Annotated in this window: 15 protein-coding genes and 2 tRNA genes; 4 read left to right on the top strand and 13 right to left on the bottom strand. The window is 44.8% G+C overall.

Features of this window, described 5'->3' with window-relative positions; genetic code table 11:
* Positions 1 to 14 precede the first annotated feature (14 nt).
* The 11 genes from truB to IUA53_RS08120 form a co-directional block, all read right to left on the bottom strand.
* Positions 15 to 995: a tRNA pseudouridine(55) synthase TruB gene (gene truB, locus IUA53_RS08170; RefSeq protein ID WP_044056911.1), complete on the bottom strand. Its 981-nt coding sequence runs from the start codon at positions 993 to 995 to the stop codon at positions 15 to 17.
* Entirely contained in the window at positions 996 to 1,397 is a 402-nt protein-coding gene (rbfA, locus tag IUA53_RS08165) for a 30S ribosome-binding factor RbfA (RefSeq protein ID WP_044447136.1), read from the bottom strand.
* 99 nt (positions 1,398 to 1,496) lie between these two features.
* The gene (gene infB, locus IUA53_RS08160) at positions 1,497 to 4,100 is read right to left on the bottom strand and encodes a translation initiation factor IF-2 (protein ID WP_196899085.1); all 2,604 of its coding nucleotides are present in this window, start codon (positions 4,098 to 4,100) and stop codon (positions 1,497 to 1,499) included.
* Between the two features lie 24 nt (positions 4,101 to 4,124).
* Entirely contained in the window at positions 4,125 to 5,618 is a 1,494-nt protein-coding gene (gene nusA / locus IUA53_RS08155) for a transcription termination factor NusA (RefSeq protein ID WP_044056908.1), read from the bottom strand.
* 45 nt (positions 5,619 to 5,663) lie between these two features.
* On the bottom strand, positions 5,664 to 6,122 hold the full coding sequence (gene rimP / locus IUA53_RS08150) for a ribosome maturation factor RimP (RefSeq protein WP_044058850.1): 459 nt from the start codon (positions 6,120 to 6,122) through the stop codon (positions 5,664 to 5,666).
* Positions 6,123 to 6,417: 295 nt separating this feature from the next.
* Complete coding sequence (locus IUA53_RS08145; RefSeq protein WP_044447134.1) at positions 6,418 to 7,413, bottom strand: response regulator; 996 nt, start codon at positions 7,411 to 7,413, stop codon at positions 6,418 to 6,420.
* 9 nt (positions 7,414 to 7,422) lie between these two features.
* Entirely contained in the window at positions 7,423 to 10,749 is a 3,327-nt protein-coding gene (locus IUA53_RS08140; RefSeq protein WP_196899083.1) for an MHYT domain-containing protein, read from the bottom strand.
* 355 nt (positions 10,750 to 11,104) lie between these two features.
* Positions 11,105 to 11,181, bottom strand: a tRNA-Met gene (locus IUA53_RS08135).
* A 70-nt stretch (positions 11,182 to 11,251) separates the two neighbouring features.
* Positions 11,252 to 11,328, bottom strand: a tRNA-Met gene (locus tag IUA53_RS08130).
* A 192-nt stretch (positions 11,329 to 11,520) separates the two neighbouring features.
* On the bottom strand, positions 11,521 to 11,826 hold the full coding sequence (locus IUA53_RS08125) for a 4a-hydroxytetrahydrobiopterin dehydratase (protein WP_044056905.1): 306 nt from the start codon (positions 11,824 to 11,826) through the stop codon (positions 11,521 to 11,523).
* Between the two features lie 177 nt (positions 11,827 to 12,003).
* Positions 12,004 to 14,706, bottom strand: coding sequence for a TonB-dependent receptor (locus tag IUA53_RS08120; RefSeq protein ID WP_196899081.1), 2,703 nt, complete (start codon positions 14,704 to 14,706; stop codon positions 12,004 to 12,006).
* A gap of 446 nt (positions 14,707 to 15,152) precedes the next feature.
* On the opposite strand from IUA53_RS08120, the gene IUA53_RS08115 reads away from it, so the two are divergent.
* Together IUA53_RS08115 and IUA53_RS08110 are read left to right on the top strand one after the other, a co-directional pair.
* The gene (locus IUA53_RS08115; RefSeq protein WP_196899079.1) at positions 15,153 to 16,130 is read left to right on the top strand and encodes a mechanosensitive ion channel family protein; all 978 of its coding nucleotides are present in this window, start codon (positions 15,153 to 15,155) and stop codon (positions 16,128 to 16,130) included.
* Positions 16,131 to 16,183: 53 nt separating this feature from the next.
* Positions 16,184 to 16,351, top strand: a complete 168-nt coding sequence (locus IUA53_RS08110) for an entericidin A/B family lipoprotein (RefSeq protein ID WP_081869476.1) — start codon at positions 16,184 to 16,186, stop codon at positions 16,349 to 16,351.
* A gap of 101 nt (positions 16,352 to 16,452) precedes the next feature.
* On the opposite strand, the gene IUA53_RS08105 is transcribed toward IUA53_RS08110, so the two are convergent.
* Entirely contained in the window at positions 16,453 to 16,899 is a 447-nt protein-coding gene (locus IUA53_RS08105) for a MaoC family dehydratase (protein WP_196899077.1), read from the bottom strand.
* A gap of 196 nt (positions 16,900 to 17,095) precedes the next feature.
* Between IUA53_RS08105 and IUA53_RS08100 the strand changes: the two genes are divergently transcribed.
* Together IUA53_RS08100 and IUA53_RS08095 are read left to right on the top strand one after the other, a co-directional pair.
* On the top strand, positions 17,096 to 18,001 hold the full coding sequence (locus tag IUA53_RS08100; RefSeq protein ID WP_044056901.1) for a LysR family transcriptional regulator: 906 nt from the start codon (positions 17,096 to 17,098) through the stop codon (positions 17,999 to 18,001).
* A 465-nt stretch (positions 18,002 to 18,466) separates the two neighbouring features.
* Positions 18,467 to 18,859, top strand: coding sequence for a DUF3718 domain-containing protein (locus IUA53_RS08095; RefSeq protein WP_044056900.1), 393 nt, complete (start codon positions 18,467 to 18,469; stop codon positions 18,857 to 18,859).
* Between the two features lie 113 nt (positions 18,860 to 18,972).
* Here the strand turns inward: IUA53_RS08095 and IUA53_RS08090 are convergent, their stop codons facing one another.
* Positions 18,973 to 20,481, bottom strand: coding sequence for a mannitol dehydrogenase family protein (locus tag IUA53_RS08090; RefSeq protein ID WP_196899075.1), 1,509 nt, complete (start codon positions 20,479 to 20,481; stop codon positions 18,973 to 18,975).
* Positions 20,482 to 20,490 lie beyond the last annotated feature (9 nt).

Genomic DNA, 20,490 nt, shown 5'->3' with positions numbered 1-20,490 from the left:
AAAAACTGTGAAGGCTAACCTTCGTCGCCATAAACCACGCGTCGTTTAGGGTTGACGTACAGCGCGTTTTTCGCCACGCCTTGGTCTTTAGGGTCTAATACCGCCTCCCCCACGCCCAAAAAAAGCCCTTGTGTATCTTCACCGTGATAAACACGATAAGACTTCCCTTGAACAAGAGGGGTAACGGAAGTTCCTATGACACTTTGGCCGTTATCGAATCGAGCGCGTTCAGCATCGTTAATGAGGATATATGGCAACCGACTCACGGCCGTATCCATGGGAATTAGATAGGCATCAAGGGCTTCAAACTCTCCCTCAGATAACGCTTCTTGCGTCTCTATCAGTGTGTCTAATGACACCATTTTATCCGTAGGATAATCGGCCACTTCTGTACGATGTAATCGGGTGACATAGGCGCCACAGCCTAAGTTCTGCCCTAAGTCGTCAACGATGGAACGGATATAAGTCCCTTTACTACACTTAATACGCATATCGACATAAGGCAAGGCAAGGCGCGTCACCTCTAACTCATACACTTCTATATCTCTGGGTTCACGCTCGATAACAATACCTTGACGTGCATAGAAATACAGCGGCTTCCCCTGGTGCTTTAGCGCAGAAAACATAGACGGGATTTGCTTACTCTTACCGAGAAAGGCCAAACACGCCGCGTTGACTTGCGCCTCATTCACCTCAACGGGCTTTTCTTCAACCACCTCACCGTCTGCGTCAGAGGTGGTAGTTCTTACCCCTAACTTAGCAGTGACTTCATAGGTTTTTTCAGCATCTAACAAAAACTGAGAAAATTTCGTAGCTTCACCTAAACAAAGCGGAAGCATACCGCTTGCCAATGGATCTAGTGCCCCGGTATGCCCAGCCTTTTGCGCTTTATACAACCATCGTACTTTCTGTAATAGTTGATTTGATGAACCACCGAGTGGCTTATCTAAAAGCACAATACCATTAATACTGCGGCCTTTGCGTCTTCTCGCCATTTACTCCTGCTCTTCTGACTCGTCTGTATCGCGTTTAGACTCATCTTTAGCGATAGTCTGAGACACAAGGTTAGAAATACGCATACCCTCTATAATAGATTTGTCTTCAAAGAAATGAAGATCGGGTACCGCACGCATACGGATACGTTTCGCTAACAAACTGCGTATAAAGCCTTTAAACTCAGCAAGCTGCTTTATGTGTGCTTTACCTTCTTCTTCTGTACTGTTGTAAATGGTGACGAAAATTTTAGCATGCGCTAAATCTCTCGATACATCCACGTCAGACACAGTAATCAGTGGCATATCACCTACACGGTGCTTATATTCATTTTGTAGGATACTGGCAACTTCTTTGTGAACTTGTTGCGCCACCCTATCGGTACGTGAAAATTCACGAGCCATAATACACTCCTTCCCTACACCGGCATGCTAATCTGCAAGTTACGCAGACAAAAACGGGGGCTTCGGCCCCCGCTTTACTATGCCGATATGTTTGGCAAATTAGATTTCTCTTTTAACTTCTACAATTTCGAAGACCTCAATTTGGTCTCCTACTTTCACGTCATTGTAGTTCTTAACGCCGATACCACATTCCATGCCGTTACGCACGTCTTGAACGTCGTCTTTAAAGCGACGCAGTGATTCTAGCTCACCTTCGTAGATAACCACGTTTTCACGTAGTACACGGATTGGATTGCTACGCTTAACCACGCCTTCTGTTACCATACAACCAGCGATAGCGCCTAGTTTCGGTGACTTAAACACGTCACGGACTTCTGCAAGACCAATGATTTCTTGCTTAAACTCTGGCGCAAGCATACCACTCATGGCCGCTTTCACTTCATCGATTAGATGATAAATAACGCTGTAGTAACGTAAATCGATTTCTTCAGCTTCAAGTACACGACGTGCAGACGCATCCGCACGAACGTTAAAGCCAAGTACAATAGCACCGGAAGCAGCTGCAAGCGTCGCATCTGTTTCGGTGATACCACCTACACCACTACCAACAATGTTAACTTTCACTTCTGCGGTAGACAGTTTAACGAGCGATTCGGCGATAGCTTCAACAGAACCTTGTACGTCAGCTTTAAGTACAATGTTCAATTCGCTCACGTCACCTGATTCCATGTTAGCAAACATGTTTTCAAGCTTCGCTTTTTGCTGACGCGCCAGTTTCAATTCACGCTTCTTCTGGTGACGTTTAGCCGCAACTTCACGGGCTTTGCGTTCGTCTTTAACAACGGCCGCATCTTCACCGGCAACAGGAACACCTGAAAGGCCTAATACTTCTACAGGTGTAGAAGGACCCGCGACTTTCATTTCTTTGCCGTTTTCATCGCGCATAGCACGTACGCGGCCATATTCTTCGCCACACAATAGAATGTCGCCAGAACGTAGTTGACCTTCCTGAACAAGCACAGACGCCACTGGACCACGGCCTTTATCAAGGCGAGATTCAATCACGATGCCGCGGCCTGGACCATCAGCAACAGCTTGTAAATCAAGTAGTTCTGCTTGAAGTACAATGGCTTCAAGAAGCTCATCGACACCCATACCTGTTTTTGCAGATACGTTACAGAATTGATGCTCACCGCCCCACTCTTCAGAAATAACCTCTAACTGAGATAGTTCTGTTTTAACGCGGTCTGGGTCAGCAGTTTCTTTATCCATCTTGTTAACCGCAACAATAAGAGGTACGCCAGCTGCACGAGCATGTTGTACCGCTTCTTTTGTCTGCGGCATCACACCGTCGTCTGCAGCGACGACTAAGATAACAATATCTGTTGCCGTTGCGCCACGAGCACGCATTGCTGTAAATGCAGCGTGTCCAGGTGTGTCTAAGAAGGTAATTTCACCATTATCAGTTTCAACTTTATAAGCACCGATATGCTGGGTAATACCACCGGCTTCACCATCGGCAACTTTAGCGCGACGAATGTAGTCAAGAAGTGACGTTTTACCGTGGTCGACGTGACCCATGATAGTCACCACAGGTGCGCGACCTGCTTTTTCACCACCAGACCCTTCCGCTAATAATTCATCTTCTAGCGCGTTGTCATTGACCAGTTCAAATTTATGGCCCATTTCTTCAACAACAAGTACCGCGGTATCTTGGTCAAGAACCTGGTTGATAGTGGCCATTTCGCCCATTTTCATCATGGTCTTGATAACTTCGTTAGACTTAATTGCCAACTTGCTGGCCAGTTCGCCAACAGTAATGGTTTCGCCTAACTTAACCACACGCTCTACAGGCTGTGCAGGCTTGTTAAAGCCTTGTTTAAGATGCTCACCCGCATGCTTTTTAGATTTACGACGGCGACGTGAAGAACGCTCCACTTGCATGTCTTGCTCGTCTTCTGCTTCTTGCGCATAACGGTTAGAGTGCAAGTGCACTTCTTCGGCTTCAGCTTTCTTACGACGCTCTTCTTCTTCTTTCCAGCGACGTTCGTTTTCTTCAGCAAGTTTGCGCGCTTCGTCAGCAGCCTTTTTCGCTTCTTCTTCTAGTTTCTTCTGCGCTTCTTCTTCTTGCGCTTTGCGAAGACGCTCTTCTTCCTGACGTGCTGCCTCTGCTTCCGCTTTTTCTGCTTCAGTGAGTTCAGGCTCGTCTTGTTTACGGGCTTCAGCTTCTTTCTTTGCTTGTTCTGCTCGGCGAGCACGTTCTTCATCCGCTGCTTTTTTCGCTGCTTCTGCTTGACGTGCTTTTTCTTCAGCGGCTTTCTTCGCTTCAGCAGCCGCTTTTTCTTCGGCTTCACGCTGTAAACGCTCTTCTTCAGCGCGTTTTGCTTCTTCTTCCGCTAGACGCTGTTGTTCTTCAACATCAGTACGCTTCACATAAGTACGCTTTTTACGTACTTCTACTTTCACTTCTTTCGACTTACCTACACTTAACGTGCTGGTTGTTTTACGTTGAAGTGTCATGCGCTTAGGTTCGGACGCGCTACCGTGTTGCTTACTTAAATGATCCAACAGTTTCTTTTTCTCATCTTCATTTACCTGATCGCCGGCATTCTTTGTAATACCCGCGTCTTTAAACTGGCCAACCAATCGGTCAACGGTCGTACCAATGTCGCTGGCGAGCTTTTCAATAGATACATCTGCCATTACGTATTTTTCCCCCTGTTGACCTTATTCTTCATTGAACCAAACGATATTACGTGCCGCCATAATTAGCTTGCCCGCTTTTTCTTCGTCGAGTTCATCAATATCACTTATCTCATCTGTGCCTTGCTCGGCCAGTTCTTCAAGGTCGGTAATACCGCGGCTGGCCAACACATAGGCCACGTGTTTACTCATTCCTTCAAGGCCTAGTAAGGCTTCGGTAGGCTCTGCGCCTTCTAGCGATTCTTCTGTTGCTAATGCACGGGTTGTTAGGAAAGCACGTGCACGGTTACGCAATTCTTCAACGGTATCTTCATCTAAACCGTCAACAGCAAGAAGTTCGCTTGCTGGCACGTAAGCCACTTCTTCTAACGTGGTAAAACCTTCATCAACCAACACAGAGGCAAAATCTTCATCAATGTCTAACCCAGTGGTAAATAGGTTAAGCACTTTGGCATTTTCTTCTTCGTGTTTTTTGTTTAAGTCGTCCACTGTCATTACGTTTAGTTCCCAGCCGGTAAGCTGACTTGCTAAACGCACGTTTTGACCACTACGGCCAATAGCTTGTGCTAAGTTATCGGCTTCCACAGCAACGTCCATGGTGTGACTGTCTTCATCAACCACAATAGAGGCAACTTCTGCCGGCGCCATGGCGTTAATCACAAACTGTGCTGCGTTTTCGTCCCAAAGCACGATATCAACACGCTCACCGCCAAGTTCACCAGATACCGCTTGCACACGTGAACCACGCATACCTACGCATGCACCCACAGGGTCTAAGCGTTTGTCGTTAGTTTTAACGGCAATTTTCGCTCTTGAACCTGGATCACGAGCCGCAGACTTAATTTCAAGCGTTTCTTCTGCAATCTCAGGGACTTCTAGGCGAAATAGTTCCACTAGCATGTCTGGATGCGTGCGGCTAACAAAAAGTTGTGCACCACGCGCTTCTGGACGAATTACGTACAGTAAACCGCGTACGCGATCGCCTGGACGGAATGTTTCACGGGGTAACATGTCGTCGCGATAAATAACGCCTTCAGCATTGTTACCTAGGTCGATGATGATGTTGTCGCGGTTAACTTTCTTAACCGTACCAGTTACAAGTTCACCAACTTTATCTTCGTACTCAGCAATCATTTGCGCACGCTCAGCTTCACGTACTTTTTGCACGATAACTTGCTTCGCAGTCTGCGTAGTTATGCGGTCGAATTTAATAGATTCAATCTGTTCTTCCACATAATCGCCTAATTGAATATCAGGCTCATCAATTTGTGCTGCAGATATTGTAATTTCTGCAAACGGATTCTCTTGTTCTTGGTCGTCAGGAATAACCATCCAACGACGGAAGGTGTCAAAATCACCTGATGTTCTGTCGATACTTACACGAACTTCAATTTCGCCTTCGTTTTTCTTTTTGGTCGCACTGGCAATAGCAAATTCCAGCGCTTCAAAAATCTTTTCTCTAGGCACTTGTTTTTCATTTGAAACGGCTTCTGCCACTAACAAAATTTCTTTATTCATTTTCGCCTCACTAAAGCTTTCGTCGATGAAAGCATTGCTGTTCCATTAATCGAAAGTGGGAACAACGTTACCTTTTTCGATATTAGCCACAGCTAACTGGAACTGCTGGCCATCCACTTCGATACTGACTATGCCATTTTCGCATGCCAGCACTTTGCCCTTAAAATTACGTCTATCATCCATCGGCATTGATAATCGAACCTGAACGATTTCACCAATTGAATCAACATAATGCTTTTCTTTAAAAAGCGGTCTGTCCATACCAGGTGAAGACACTTCTAAGTTGTATTCGGTGCTAATTGGATCTTCAACATCCAAAATTGCGCTCACTTGATGACTAACATCTGCACAATCATCTACGGTAATACCGTTTTCATGATCAATAAAAACACGAAGAATCGAATGTTTCCCCGCTCGTACAAACTCGATGCCAACCAACTCAAAACCCAGTGCTTCAACACCCGGCTCTAGCATTTCGGTTAGTTTTTCTTCAAGTTTCGCCAATGCAAACCTCCAAAAACAAAAAAAGGGCTTACGCCCACCTGTCATCACCCAGTTCAGCGAGGCTGACTCCAGGTTTTAATACAACAAAAAGCCCCGGACTAGCGGGGCTTTTATTAAAATACTGAACCCATACCTGCCGCGCTGGCAGTTGCAAACTTATGGGTAAAAACACCGTTAGGCGATAGTTTGCTAAGAATGGAAGCGTTACTTTCCTTAACACTGAGGGAGCCCGCTACCATCGCGTAATGTGAGCATTATACTGATCGTAAGTACATTAAGCAACACGCACATCGGATTAGTCTTCATCAACCCACTTATTTTTAATCTCGAGGATGGCGTCTAAGTTTTGGTGCAGCAAGGTTATCAACGCAGGATCGAAGTGCTTGCCTTTCTGACTGTCCATAAAGTCTAAGGTTTTCTCTACACTCCATGCCTCCTTATAAGGGCGTTTACTTGTCAGCGCATCAAACACATCCGCCACCGCACAAATACGCCCCTCAATAGGAATATCTTCACCTTCAAGACCATTGGGGTACCCTGTCCCATCCCACTTTTCATGGTGAGTTAAAGACACGGACTTTGCCACTTTAAGTAAGTCTGAATCGCATTCGCCGAGTATTTCCGCGCCTATCTCTGGGTGCTTTTTCATTTCGGCAAATTCTTCATCAGTCAGTTTACCGGGTTTAAGCATAATGCTGTCGGCGATACCAATTTTACCGATGTCATGCATGGGCGCAGCATGAAGCAATATTTCGGCTTTCTCTTCATTGAAACCATAAGCCGTGGCTAGAATTTTTGAATAATGACTCATTCGCATCACGTGCATACCGGTTTCATTGTCTTTGTATTCTGCGGCGCGCCCTAACCGTTGCACAACTTGTAGCCTAGTGCGCATAAGTTCTTCAGACTGGACTAACGACAAATGGGTTTTCACGCGAGCTTTAACCACAGACGGTGAGATTGGCTTCGTTATGTAATCTACGGCTCCTACCTCAAAGCCTTCAGCCTCATCGTGTTCATCGTTTAACGCGGTGACAAAAATAATTGGGATATGCTGAGTTTCTTTGTTCGCTTTTAAGGTTTTACACACTTCGTAGCCCGTGATACCAGGCATCATAATATCAAGAAGAATAAGGTTAGGCTGTCGTGCAGCCGCTAAGCGAATAGCTTCCTCGCCATTTTTAGCGAAAATAAGTTGATAATCTGAAGCTAACAGTTGCTTTAGCACACGAAGGTTTACTGGCTCATCATCGACTAATAAAAGCGTGGGTTCCGATAATTGTCGTAACATAGGGCGGGGCTAACTCTTGTCTATTAAATTAATCAACGCTTGAATTCTTACTTCTGCGTTTTCAAATTCGAACTCATCTATATCTAATAATATAGCGGATACTTCTTCTTTATACGAACCAACAGTCATAGCTGCAAGTGTACTAAGTTCTTCCTCATCAAGCATATTTTGCTTAACACTATCACTTAGTTGTTTAAGATGACTGACCAACTCATTGGTATTAATCTGTGCATTCGTATCTTGTGTTTTGTCAGCTTCTTGAGTGACCACCCAGGCTTTTAAATCCGCGAAAGCATGACGTAAGGGTTCCACTAAGCCAATATCGAGTTCTTTTGATTTCGCGCTTTGCTCAATATCTCGACATATGGAAAACAAGGTGGTCATGCTTAAGTTACCGGCCACCCCTTTCATGCCATGGGCTAGCATAGCGGTATCGTCCACGTTTCCTTCTATGATGGCGGTGATAATGGCTTTTATTTTCTCTTCGCTTGAGGTTATAAACCGATTTACCTCTCGCAGATAAATATCTTTATCTGTCCACAATTGTAGCGCTTTATCCATGTCGACGACCTTCACGGTGGAGCGTGAGGTTTTCTTTGGCTTCTGAGCGGGGACTTCAATAGGACTAGCAGCCAACTCATTTTCTTTTAGCCCCATAACCCGCGCAATTTCTCTGGTAAGCACAGGATAATCAATAGGCTTATTTGCAAAACCTTCCATTCCCGCCTCTGTAGCAGCATGGCGGTCTTGCACCAATACGCTGGCAGTAAGGGCGACAATAGGTAAGGGAGAAAGCTTATTATCCCTTTCGTACTCCCGTCTAAGTTTGGCCGCCTCTAACCCGTCGAGAATGGGCATTTGTAAATCCATTAGTACAATATCAATGCTGTCGTCTTGCATTTTAGACAAGGCTTCTTGCCCATCTCTGGCTATAGTTACCTGGTGGCCTGATCGGGTTAAGAGCAGAGACAGTAAATCAATATTTTGTGCAATATCGTCCACAATAAGCATATGCATAGCGGGCAACTGTAGGGGTTTCCCTTCTACTTCTGCTTTCGGCGCAGTGGCGGGAGTTAACGGCAATCTAAAGGTGAATTTACTGCCCTCACCTAATTCACTCTCAGCGCAAATAGTGCCGCCCATCAGTTCAACCAATTGCTTTGAAATAGTGGTACCTAAGCCGGTGCCGCCATACTTTCTACTCATGGAAGCATCGGCCTGTGAGAAGGCTTCAAACACACGTTGGACTTGCTCCTTGGACATGCCAATTCCTGAGTCCTTAACACTAAAGTAGACAAACTCCGTATCCGTCTTAACGTTTAATTCCACCGCCCCTTTAGCCGTAAACTTCACTGCGTTTCCGATAAGGTTGTTCAATACCTGGCGTAATCGCTCTGGCACGCCCGAGTAAGCTTCGCTGACGTCATCATCTACCGTCACTTGTAATGAGATATTTTTACGCTTTGCCTCAAGCCAGAATGTAGACACCACCGTATCCACTTCTTCCCTTAGCACAAAATCACGGTATTCAAGTTCAAGCTTACCTTTGTCTAGCTTGGCGCTGTCTAAAATGTCGTTGAGTAGATGCAACAGGGAGCGTGCAGAGCGATTAATGGTCGTTAAATGCCCGTGCTGCTCCACCGGCATATCCTCCGCTAACATTAAATCGCTAAAGCCAATGATAGCATTCATGGGAGTACGAATTTCATGGCTCATATTCGCTAAGAAGGTGGTGCGGGCCGCGGCCGCTTGTTCTGCATTTTCTTTGGCTACCCGAAGTTCTTCTTCCATTTCTTTTCGGGCCGTAATATCTGAGATGAAACCGTCTATATGCAGAACCTTACCCTGCTCATCTTTCACGTGAACGCCATGCTCAATGACCCACCTTACATCACCCTGTTTAGTAATAATTCGGTATTCTAAGCTGAACTCGCCGTCTTCTTCGTTGCCACCTGCAACCTTATCAAGATCATCAGGATGATAGAGCTCGTTAAAAGACATCATTGGTGAGGGCGACAAGAAATCCTGTGCGCTGTATCCGGTTATATCGGCAACAGCATCGCTAATAAATAGCATGGGCCAACCGTTTTCATTTAAGCACCGATAGGCAATACCCGGAATATTCGAAATAAAACTGCGAAACTTTGTCTCACTTTCTCGTAAGGCATTTTCCATTTCTTTGCGTTTGCGCAAATCTGACAGGAAGCCAACAAAAATCGCTTTATTATCAATTTTCGTGTAACCAATCCCTACTTGAACCGGAATGTGTTCACCGCTTTTATGAACCACTTTTGCTTCTCTACTGGTGCCAATAATTTGCTGCATTGGCACACTTCTTTGTGCAAAAAAGTCGTCATTATAAATATGCTTGCGATCTTCAGGAATAAGCAGTTCGGCGGGGCGACCTATGAGTTCTTCCGGTGTGTAACCTAATAAACTCTCAACCGCTGGATTAGCAGTTTGCACGAGGCCTTTGTCATTCAGGGTAAGAATGGCATCAACTGCGGTATCTGTTATTGCTCGCTGCACTCTCTCACTTGCAATGGCCCGTAAAGTGACATCTTTATATTTAAACAATAACGTTAAGCCAAGCACAATCGCGATTAAGGTAACAGTCACCATGGCTACAGAGAGAGCCAAATAAACCGATATACTCGCGCTCTGCGTGCTTAGCTCCATCCCCGGAGGTAGAACAAACCGCGCGGCTGCCATACCAGTATAGTGCATACCTGCAATGGCTAACCCCATTACCACAGAGGCTAACAATACACCTGAAAAATTGCGGCTATTGTTCTTGTTTTTACTTACTCCGAACTTTATGGCTAAAGAGATCATTGCCAAAATAACAGCAACCACAATGGACAGGGCAAATAAACCAAGGTCGTACCTTAATAAAGGTGCAAGTTCCATCGCCGCCATGCCACTGTAATGCATGGTACCGATACCAGCACCGACCAATACGCCACCATAAAGAATTTGTAAAAAGGTAATATGCGATTGGGTCAATAAGCGCAGCGCCACCCATGCAGCAGCAATAGCAGGGATCGCAGAGAGAGAGGTAATGGTGACATCGTAGTTCACCGGCGTACAAAGCTCGAACGCCAGCATGCCAAGAAAGTGCATGGCCCAAATGCCGCCGCCTAAAGCAATACTCCCAGCGCACAACAGCGAATATCGTCGAATGCGATCTGTGGTTTCAGAGGCTTGGGTGGCGACATTAAACGCCATGAAAGCAGCAAAAATAGCAACGAACAAGGACAGCCCTACTAAGGCGTAATCGTAATGCCCGCTTAAGAGTGTAACTTCAGGCCCAACATCAAAATAGTTAAATATCATAGCAATTATTTTTGTTACTTCTTTTTTAGGGACACGCTGTTAACTCTGAATTTTGCTTCCACTAAGTGGTTTGTTGACGAAGCAAATAGCAGGCACCGCATTATTCTTTAGTATAATAAAACAGACTTTTACCATGTAATAAATGATTATTCAAAGTGCGAGAAGAAAAAAGTATAGACAACGAGTCAAACTCGGTACGCATCATTTGATAAAAATAGGACTTACTTTATAACGAGATACTGGCATGAAAGCCACTGAAGACAAGCTGTCACGTAGAGATAACATGCAGCAAAAAAGTCATAAAATAAAAAGAAAGAGAGACAAAAAAGCCCCGGCAAATGCCAGGGCTTAAATGTGGTTGCGGGAGCAGGATTTGAACCTACGACCTTCGGGTTATGAGCCCGACGAGCTACCAGACTGCTCCATCCCGCGTCTGTACTTTTACTTACTTGACCTGCTATTATCTATTAGGCAACTAAGTAGATATATCGTTCATTTTCTGTGGTTGCGGGAGCAGGATTTGAACCTACGACCTTCGGGTTATGAGCCCGACGAGCTACCAGACTGCTCCATCCCGCGCCAGAAAATTCGTTGTTGGTGTCAGCGTTTCTTGCTGCCTCCCTTCAACGTGGTGCGTATTATACATAGGGACTTTACTAACACAAGAGCCACAAGAGGAAATATTTCATTTTTCTGACTGTATGCGCAATTAATCAGCATTATGTGCAATGAACGTACGATTCAGCGCGGTTTTGTTCGCCATCCCCGACATTAATCACATAACTTTTCCATTTTATCTGCAAGTTTAAAGTCTAAATCGCTAAGCCCATTAAGGTCGTGTGTTGATAATTTTACCTCTACACGGTTATAAACGTTAAACCATTCGGGGTGGTGATTAAGCTTTTCTGCCCAAATAGCAATTTGAGACATCCAACCAAATGCACGAATAAAACTTTTAAAGGTAAAGGTTTTTACAATGGCATTGTTTTCAAGTTGCCAAGTTTGACCTTCCTCCAACGTGTTATTTAATGTCGATAACGCGTGTTGAACTTCTGATGAGGTTAATTTGTTCGCCATGGGTGATTCCTTCAATCTCCGTTTAAGCCAATAAACACTGTAAACCAGCCCTAGATAAAATTCAGTAGACGAGAAAAAGATTCGACTTCCTTGCTTGGGGCGAATTGTTTACAAAAAAATACCGGCACCCTGTGCCGGTATTTATACTTTCTGTGTTAGGTACCTTGCTTGTTATGATTAAAACTCTATTGCAAGGCGCGCATATATTTGACGACCTCTAGGATCATGAACTTTGGAGTCGAAACCACTGTTGGTAAACAATTGTGGAGGATCTTCGTCAAACAGGTTGATTCCACCTAGCGACAACACATAACTTTGCGAGGTTTCAAATAACGCCCCTAAGTCTATATTGTACTGCGCGTCTACCGTGACATGACTGTCAATTTCATAAAAGCCCTCGGCACAACCCGTTAAGTTAGCGGTGCCATCTGAACAATTTTGGTCATCATCGTAAGACGAGATATAGCGTACAAATAGGTTCGCGGCATGAATGTCATGCTGCCATGCTAAACCCAGGTTCATACGCAACTCTGGAGAAGAAACACCTATATTGTTGAAGTTACGTCTACCCGCGCCATCAATATTACCGGCTTGAGGATCCTTTAGGTCGTACTTAGTAATATAGGTAGCGTTCAGTGAGGGCGTAAAACTCCCCGCCTCCGTTTCCAGTTTATAGCTGGCAACAAAGTCCAGACCAGACGTTTCTAGCTCGCTTGCATTAACATAGGTGTTGTTAATTTGAAGCAATGGCCCGGTGAGTGGGTCGCCAGCGCGGACAATTCGGTCTGGGTCAGTAGGATCGGCATTTAATACCGCCTGTGCGTTTTCCTGAATAATTAGGTCTTCAAATGCAAAGTTCCAATAATCTAATTCCAGCGACAAGTCTCTAAATGGCTCAAATGAAATCCCAAGATTGTACGCTGTAGATTCTTCAGGTTTCAGCTCTTCATTACCCGAGGTTCGCACGGCAACAAAAGCCACCGCACCTTGCACGGGATCGAGTATCTGCTGTAAAGAGGTTGCGCCACCTTGTGCTAAAAACACCGTGGGCGCTCTGAACGAGGTAGAAATAGAGCCTCTAAACGACAAGGTGTCAGAGGCGCGGTAAGAAACTGCAAGCTTTGGATCTACCGTGCTACCTATATTGCCGCCGTAATCCTCATACCTTAACGCCACTTGAACATCTAAATCATCAGTGAGCGGCAGCGCTAATTCACCAAATGCGGCCCACACGTCCTGACTACCGTCGATATCTGGGTTACCAATGACGAAGGTAAAACTGTCTTGATTCGATAGCTCATCGTAATCCTGCGATAGTTGATTCTCTCGATATTGCACCCCTAATGCCAGGGCTGCATAACCACCACCAACTTCAAATACATCAAATGACGTGAAGGCCTCTATGACCTCAAGATCAGCCTTAGAGTCGATGACTTGCTTGCCGGTGAATGAATCAACCACATAGTCGGAGTTAGGCGAAGACGTGTAGGAAGTAGCAAACGGATTAAAAAACTCACAATTTCCTTCCCCTGGCGTTCCTGCCACTGGATCACAGTTCGAACCGCCTAAACCGTATAGTGCCAATTGGAATTCAGTATTCAGCACATCCGGCACACTGAAGACAAAGTCATTGACCGCTCGGGTATAGCTTATTTCCCAAAACCCACTGTCAGTTACACCTTGGAGATTGGTACTAAATCTGAATGTATCTGACTCTGTGTTGGCTGGGTCACCTTCAAAACCATTTCCTTCTGCTCGCCCAAAAAAGGCAACAGACTGTCCAAAGGGATTTTGCGGGTGATAATCGGGCACAATTGGCGAGGTTAAAATAGGGAAACTTGGCGCACCGCCCCGCTCGGCCCGATTTCTTGCCATGCCGAATTCTGCTGTCCACGTAATGTCATTTTCAAATTCATAATTGGCACTAACATAAGTATTTACGCGACTTTCATCTGCCACATAGGAATAGAACTTACCAAAGTCAAAGCCACAGAATCCAATATCAAGACCCGGTATTGTGCCGCTAGGTGCCAACAAACTGGGGGAACCGCCAAAATCTTCACAACCATAAGGGTCAATGATGGGTAGCGCACCCATGCCAGGAATATTAAGAAAATAAGATGCGGGATTACCTAGTGAACTCGTATCATCTTCTGGGCGGCTCAAGCGTCTATCGCTAAGAAATAGCGGTGAACGATTAGTGTAACTAATGGCGGCCATCACATTACCATTGTCGCCAGATGCCCCCCACAGCCCTTGAAGTATATATTCTTTATTGTTGCCATGCGCACCATCTTGGTAGTCCGCACTCACCATAACGCCGTCATAATTTCGCTTGGTTATGAAGTTCACAACGCCGGCGACCGCATCGGAACCGTATAGCGCAGAAGCACCGTCTTTTACGACTTCCATTCTATCAATAGCAATCATGGGAACCAGCGAGCTGGTATCAACAAAGTTTAACCCTTCGTTCGTTGGTTGAGCATTAACAACCTGACGCTTGTTATTGAGTAATATGAGGGTAGACGCTACGCCTAAGCCCCGCAGGTTAATATTTGAGGTGCCCGCCGTTGCATTTTGCGTAAACGCATCAGGGTTATTCTCTGCTCCGGTATTAATGGTTAAGGTTTGAGTAATATCGGCAATGTTTTTTGCACCAATTGCATCAATCGCTACACTGTCGACAACGGCCAATGGAGAGGGTGATTCAAAGTTCTCACTGCGACGAACAAAACTCCCTGTCACTAAAATAAGTTCAACGTCTTTTGCTTCTTTTTTTTCGCTGTCCTGTGACTCTTGCGCTAAAGCGCTTAAAGGTGAGCACAGCAATGCAGCGCTAACAAGTGCAGCTACCGCAGTTTTACGCGTTTTTAAGTTCATAGTGTGATTCCAAATCTGAGCGCATTACTAACGGCTTAACCCACACATTCCGTTAGCAACAAGCTGATCGATTTCTCATTGTTATGGTGTAAGGCCATGAATAAAATTTGACCTACCTGATGAATGGTATGCCTGCCAACTCATTTTGTAAATTTATTGTGAATAATATGTTTACATTAATTTTACGCATGGTCTGACCACATAGACTAAAGTTTGATCAGCATCTCGGACGGTTCCCAAGGGAATGCGCCAAAGCTTAGACGCATCGGTGTGAATAAATCCTACCCAGTAAATTTTTCGATACTCAGGTAGATATTTCTTACTCTTGATTTGAGAGTAAAACTGAAAACCAAATAACATCATTTAATTCAGACATTTACAGATTACGCAATCGCGGAATACTTTTTGATGGTGAATACAATATTGTGAATCAACAAAGTGAAAGTATGGAATTTCCAAACATTGATGACGTGTACACCTTACTTAGCGACAAACTTGAAAGCTGGTTAGAAAAAGCAATCACGCTGTTACCTAACATTGTTGTAGCCTTTTTAATTGCAATCGGCTTTGGGCTTTTAGCTAAAATTGTGGGCAAGTGGGTGGGCAAACTCATGCGCCGTACCTTCGAGTCGCGCCAAATTGCAGGGCTACTCACATCAATCATTAAAGCCGTTATTGTAGTAGCGGGTATTTTCATTGCTTTAGATTTTGTCGGTTTATCAGGCACAGTGACTTCGTTGCTTGCCGGAGCGGGTATTGTCGGACTGGCTATCGGCTTCGCTTTCCAAGATATGACAGAAAACTTTATTGCTGGGGTAGCAATGGGTATTCGCAAACCCTTCGATATTGGCGACGTTATAGAAGCGGATGGTGTTTTCGGTAACGTGAAGGAAATAAACCTGCGAAATACCTTGGTTGAAACCTTCTACGGTCAATTGGAAGTCATTCCCAATAAAATTTTATTTCGCAACATACTCACGAATTACTCTTACCTTGGTTATCGACGCATCGAGGTACCGGTTGGTATTTCCTATGCCGATGACGTGGAAAAAGCCGCTGAGGTAATTACTGAGGCCATGAGAGAAAAGGATTATGTGATTAAAAAAGATGAAACTGCAGTTTACGCAGAAGGGTTCGGTGACTCTAGCATTAATCTTTTACTTTGGTTTTGGATACGTTACCCCGGCGATCCGGGCTTTATGGTGGTGCGTCACGACGCTGTTGTCACGGTGAAACGTGTCTTGGAAGAAAACGATATTCTTATCCCCTTCCCCATACGGACATTGGATTTTAATTCTAAGGGAAGCGACAACTTAGACAACATGTTAACCAACGCAAGCAAGTCTAAACACAGTAAGGCGCAAGAAAACCCAGATTCCCCCTCGCTAGATAAATCTGAAGAGGGAGACGGCGCCGACGAATAAATCGTGGGCACTGGCCGTCATTATCATTTTACGTAACTCAAAGGAGAAAAAAGATGGAAAATTTAACCAAAGCAAAGCAGTTAAGACACCTATTTACGGCCCTGCTGTTCGCCTCTACCCTTGGCGGTATTAACGGTTGTGCCACAATAGAAGGCGCTGGCGAAGATATTCAAAGTGCCGGTGAAGCCGTTGAAGAAGGTGCGCAAGAGGCATCTAACTAATAAGCATGACCTACTGTGTGCCTAGACGATAATAGGCACTCGTTTCCAATGTGGAAAAAAGCACGTGACTTCATGCGAATGAAGTCACGTGCTTTTTATCTTTATTTTAGTACTGCCAGCATTAAAAACGTACCTATTAGCGCGGGTTTTTCACATGACTTCAGTTGTGCAGTAGCCTCAACCTTATAAAGTGCCCCCATAGGTTTGTCGTCAATCCCCACCACGGTAAATTGAAACTTTACCCCGTCGTTGCATCGTACGGGCTCTAAAAACCTGAGTTTGTCTATGCCATAGTTGATGGTTGACGCTATACGTGGTGAATCTTCAATAACCTCAGCGAACGCTTTTGGCATAAGTGAGGCCGTGAGAAACCCATGAGCAATCGTGGTTTTAAAAGGGCTTTCGTTCTTACACCGCACACTGTCTAAGTGAATCCATTGATGGTCTCCCGTGGCATCAGCAAACTGATTAATCATAGGCTGCGTGACGGTTATCCATTCTGCCTGCGATAACGTGTCGCCGATCTTTAAGTCAATGAGACATTTCATGTTTTTATCCCTATAGGTACATTTTGCCGTTTAGACTACTATTACTTAGTTGAATATTTCAATTAACTTCTAATAATAGGTATTTATAAATATTCTTGTTACAATAACGTAAATATTGTGACCCCTGTGTTTCCGCAATACTTTTTCTTCAGGGGCAGATGTAACTGGTTAGCATTGCCAAAAAAAGGAATACTCAATGAATCTGAATAGAATTGATTTAAATCTGTTTGCTGTATTCGATGCGATATATACTGCAGGAAGCCTAACAAAAGCAGCAGATGTTCTTTGTATTACTCAGCCTGCGGTAAGTAATTCTCTGGCACGTTTGAGAGAGATGTTAAACGACCCCTTATTTGTTCGTACCGGTCATAGCATGACACCCACGCCCGTAGCGCAAAATATCATCGTGCCCGCCCGACAAGCCCTCGCACTGCTGCGAAAAAGTGTGCAAGAAAGCCACACCTTCGACCCGCTTACCGCAGAAAAATCATTTAATTTTGCCAGTCGCGATTTGTTGGAAGCTAGCATTATGCCTAGGCTTGTCGCTCGCCTACAAAATCTTGCGCCTAATATAGGTATTACTAACTACGAAATTCCTCGCAGTCAGGTGGTCTCTGCTATGGCAAGCGGTACTCTGGACTTTTTTGCTGACGCGTCTACCTTTACCGACCCGCATTTATGTAAAGAAAAAATTGCCCAAGACCGCTTTGTCGTTCTGGCAAGAAAGAACCACCCTGCCCTTAAAAACGGATTAGATTTAGACACCTTTTTGCGACTAGGCCATATCAATGTTTCCCAACGTAAGTCGGGGGCCGGGCCTATAGATATCGCGTTAGATAAAATGGGCAAGCGCCGTAAAGAAGTGATGCGGGGTCAACACTTTTTAACCGTACCCAGCACCATAGTAAAAACGGATCTCATTGCTTGCTTACCGTTTCACTTAGCCAAGCACTATGATTTAGCCATTTACGAACTGCCCTTCGACCTGGCGCCAGTAGAATACTATCTTTATTGGCACGTAAGCGCCGATCACGACTATGCACATATGTGGATGCGGGAACAGATTATGGAAGTGGCAAGCAATTTCAAAAGTCACTCATAATACCGATAGCCACCCTAAACCTAGAGTGAGGCAATACGCTATAAGTATTGACGCCTTTTAGGTATCAGCAAATAAACGCCCTTGTCGATGGCCGCTGTCACTGAATTTGTATGCTAACAACGCCGTTTATTGAGACGTTTTTCATTTAACGTCTAGATAAACGGCGTTATTTTAGCACTTAGAGTGGATATGCTTAAACGCCCGCGATGAGTGTCCTCGCCTACCTTCTTCTTTCTTTCAACGTGCGCTACTCACAAGCCCAACACTATGTTGGAGTGACATCGTCAGGTGTTTAACTTTAACGGTCTTCTCTCATTTCACTATGGTGTTGATATTGTGATTAACGCCCTGCTTAATTATTAAAATACATACCTAAGTATCATCAAACCCGTATTCACAGCCCCGGTTTTTACGTTTAATGATTAGCGAACCAACAACAATAAAATGAAAACCGAGGAATTAACCATGTTGAAAATTGTTAAAACTTCTCTAGTTATTGCGGCCACATTCGGCGTGTCTGGACTAGCACAAGCGAACGTAAACGAAGCATTAGCTAATATTTGTACCATTGTTCAAGCGGACGACAAAGGCGAACTACGTAAAAAGATGCGTACCGTCGCCTCAGATTATCGCTTGAAGTTGAAAGATTATTACTCTGGCGTGAGCTGCAGTGGTAACAGCCTTATCCGCACAGCAATGTTAAGTAACGCGGTAGAAGCGGGTTCATTACTGGTTAAGAAGATGCCAAAGAGCGATTTATCTTCTCCAGAAGCAGATGGAAAGACCTTACAAGCGTGGGTATCTGAGCAAGGTTTAGAAAGCAGCCCTATTGCCGCGGTACTAAACGACCGCTTATAAAGCATTCACAACACCATGTGAGCCATTTCAACATGGTTGCAGAGAAATCTGCACTTAAAAGGCGACCGAGAGGTCGCCTTTTTTCTTTGCCTTTAATTCGCTAAAGCGAGCGGTTAGCTCGCTTTTGACACTTGAGGTGCCAGGGTTTCAACAATATCTAACACGGGTACGCCTTCGTGAAGCTTGGATAGATACCCTTGATATACTTCGGTGAAACGAGGATTTTCTACCAAGTCACCAAAGATGCTGCGTACTTTTAGAAACGCAAGCTTATCTTCGTTGTAACCTTTTGCCGCAGATTGTAATTCATCCGCCATTTGATCTTGAACCTCCAGCGCCTTGCCCTGTTGCGAGGTATGGAACTGGCTGTAGTAGGCCCAAGATGCAAGCACAAGCGCAGAAATATCAATATTTCCATCGTTCGCCAAATTATCATTAAGCGTTGGCAGTAAGAAAACGGGGATCTTCGCCGAGCTTTCTAGACATATCCGTGATAATGCATCTTTAATATTTGGGTTAGCAAAGCGTGCCAATAAGATTTGACCATACTCATTCACATCCATATCGCCCACAGGGTCTAAATTAGGCTTCACCTCCGCTCGCATAAACTCGCCTAACATATCCCGTAGCGCTGTATTTTCCATACTACCGTGAATAGTATCGAACCCCGCAAGCGAACCCACCAGGCCTAGAACCGAATGCCCCGCATTAAGCATACGCAACTTCAGTTTTTCGTAAGGCGCGACGTGTTTAACAAACTGTGCCCCAACCTGTTCAAACGCGGGACGCTCGTGGCAAAAATCATCTTCAATAACCCATTGATGAAATGGCTCACAAACGACCGGCCAGGTATCTTCAATGCCAAGGCTCGCAAGTTCAGCAATATCATCTTGTGTGGTTGCCGGCGTAATCCTATCTACCATAGAATTGGGAAATGCTACATTTTCCTCTACCCACTGAGCAAAGGCGGCATCAACGAGGTTGATATAAGCCAGTACCATCGCTTTAAGCACATCACCATTATGCTGGATGTTGTCACATGACATAATAGTAAACGGCTTAATGCCGGCATCTTTACGTGCTTTCAATGCTGCCAGTAAATAACCAAAAACAAGCTTTGGCGCGGTGGGGTTAGCAATGTCGTGCAGTACATCTGGATTATCTGCAATAAACTCACCCGTGACAGGGTCAAAATTGTACCCCCCTTCTGTAATGGTAAGAGAGACAATTTTTACGTCTTCCGATGACATTTTGTCGATAACCGCAGCGGGGTTTTCAGTCGCCATCATAAAGTCACAAATAGCGCCAATCACACTGACTTTACGTTCACCGCTAGGGTGCTTTTCTACCAGTGAGTAAAGATAATCTTGACTCACTAGCGTGTCCTGCATTTTTTTGTCGGCGTCACGCAAGCCTACACCACAGATTCCCCACGAAAGGTCACCTGTTTGATTCATGTAATTGTTGACGTACATAGCCTCGTGTGAGCGGTGAAAACCACCCACGCCGATGTGAACAATGCCGGTTATAACCTTACTTGCGTCATACTGTGGAATTTCTATGTGGCTAGGCAACGTAGAAAGGCTAGATTGACGTAAGCGAAAACTTGATTGCGACTGCATAATAACCCC

The organism is Alteromonas sp. B31-7, assembly GCF_015767655.1.
GTDB lineage: Bacteria > Pseudomonadota > Gammaproteobacteria > Enterobacterales > Alteromonadaceae > Alteromonas > Alteromonas australica.
This window is presented reverse-complemented; position numbering and strand designations above follow the sequence as displayed.